This window comes from Streptomyces rubellomurinus (assembly GCF_000961885.1).
Lineage (GTDB): Bacteria > Actinomycetota > Actinomycetes > Streptomycetales > Streptomycetaceae > Kitasatospora > Kitasatospora rubellomurina.
The window spans coordinates 1-1,823 of record NZ_JZKH01000228.1; the positions used below are offsets into that span (position 1 = coordinate 1).

General features: G+C 74.3%; 1 protein-coding gene and 2 pseudogenes. 2 read left to right on the forward strand and 1 reads right to left on the reverse strand.

Features of this window, described 5'->3' with window-relative positions; translation table 11 throughout:
* Positions 1–510, reverse strand: a pseudogene (locus tag VM95_RS43975) (hypothetical protein); the annotation flags it as partial.
* A gap of 250 nt (positions 511–760) precedes the next feature.
* Between VM95_RS43975 and VM95_RS37445 the strand changes: the two are divergent.
* Positions 761–1,273, forward strand: coding sequence for a SigE family RNA polymerase sigma factor (locus VM95_RS37445; protein WP_045705845.1), 513 nt, complete (start codon positions 761–763; stop codon positions 1,271–1,273).
* Positions 1,266–1,823, forward strand: a pseudogene (locus tag VM95_RS37450) (hypothetical protein); the annotation flags it as partial. The gene VM95_RS37445 and the pseudogene VM95_RS37450, both read left to right, overlap by 8 nt.

Below are 1,823 nucleotides of genomic sequence, written 5' to 3' on the forward strand. Positions count from 1 at the left end.
GATCAGGTGACCGGCGCCCCACAGGCGGTCGTTGATGAACGTCGCCGGGACGGACGTGCTGGTGCCCTTGTCGCCCTTCGACCCGCACTGCACGTACTGACCGGCGGAGTCGACGGCGATGACCACGCCGTCGGTGTCCGAGGAGGCGACGGGGGCACGGACCGCGATCACCGCGTGGTACTGCGAGGCCTCCGAGCCCAGGCAGGAGGCCAGGATGCCGGCGACGGCCCCGGCGTCGATCGGCGCCGTCGCCGTGCTGGTGACCGTGGAAGCGGCCGAGGTGGCAGGCACCCAGGTGACGGACGGGCCGGCGTCGGAGGCCGCGGCGGTGGGCGTGCCGGAGGGCTTGTCGTCGGCCGTGGGAGCGGCGGCGGGAGCGTTCGTGGGGGTGGCCGTGGGAGCGGCGGTGGGGGTGGGCGTGGAGGTGCCGGTCGAGGCCGTGGCCATTCCCCCCGCAGCCGCGATGGCTGCGGCGGTGGCGGCGACGAGCATGATCGGGCGGATGCGCATGAATCCGTGTCCTTCCTGCGGGCGTCCGGTTGATGCCCGCGCCCCTGTACGCCTCCCGACGCCCGGCAGGTCGCACCCGCACACGTGATCCAGGACACAGGCCGTGGATGCAACCCCGGGGCGGCGCTCGTGCGTACAGGACGGGAGGCTCCGCCCGGAATCCACGGCTCCACCGCCGCGGCCGAGGAGCGCTTCCCTCGCGGGCCGCCTGTGCCGCGAGCTGACGGACAGCCCCGAGGAGAGGCCCTTGATGACGCCACAGGAGTTCGACGCGTTCTACGCGGCGTCCTTCTCCCGCCTGACCGGGCAGCTCTACGCGCTCACCGGCAACTGGTCCGAAGCGCAGGACGTGGTCCAGGAGGCCTTCATCCGGGCGTGGGACCGAAGGCGCACCTTCGACCCGGGCAACGCCCCGGAGGCCTGGATCCGGACCACGGCCCGGCGGCTGGCCCTCTCCCGCTGGCGACGTCTGGCCCGGGGCCTGCACCTGGCCGGACGCCACCACCGTCAGGAACCACCCACCGTCGAGCCGCCCACCGAGGAACACCTGACGCTGGTCAGCGCGCTCCGCGACCTGCCCGAGGCGCAGCGGAGCGCCCTGGTCCTGCACCACATGTGCGACCTCTCCGTCGAGCAGGTCGCGGCCGAGACCGGCGCCACGGTCAGCGCCGTCAAGAGCCGCCTCGCCCGCGGCCGGACCGCGCTCGCGGCCAGACTCGCCGACCAGAGCCCGACCAGCGAGGAAGGAAAGCTCCGTGTCTGACCCCACCCACGACACCCTCGGCGACCGGCTGCGGCTGCTCGGCACGCAGATGCCCGCACCGACCCTGCCCGCCACGGAGATCCGCCGACGCGCCGACCGGCGCCGCCACCGCCGGCGCGCCCTGGGCACGACCGCGGCCTGCGCCGCGGCAGCCCTGTGCCTGGCTCTCCCGTCCGTGCTGCACTCGCCGGGACCACGACCCGCACCAGGGCCGCAACAGGGAGCAGCCATCGCGGACGCCTCCCCCTCCGTGCCGCCTTCCCCCCGCCCCTCGGCCGCTTTCACGGTCACCAGCACGGCGACGGCGCCGATCGACGCCGGGGCCGTCGCCGGGATCCTGGCCTCCTGCCTGGGTTCCGAGGCGTCGCAGTACCACGCGGTGATCGCGGTCCGTGCCCCCGTCGCCTCCTCGGGCACCGACGGCGTGGTCATCGCCGTCGACTCCGCGAACCAGTACGTGCAGTGCGGGTCGAAGGGCGACAAGGGCACCAGCACGTCCGTCCCGGCGACGTTCATCAACGACCGCCTGTGGGGCGCCGGTCACCTGATC

Bases quoted from the DNA above. Each gene is read 5' to 3' on its own strand.
- VM95_RS37445 (WP_045705845.1), top strand. From the start codon at position 761: ATGACGCCACAGGAGTTCGACGCGTTCTACGCGGCGTCCTTCTCCCGC.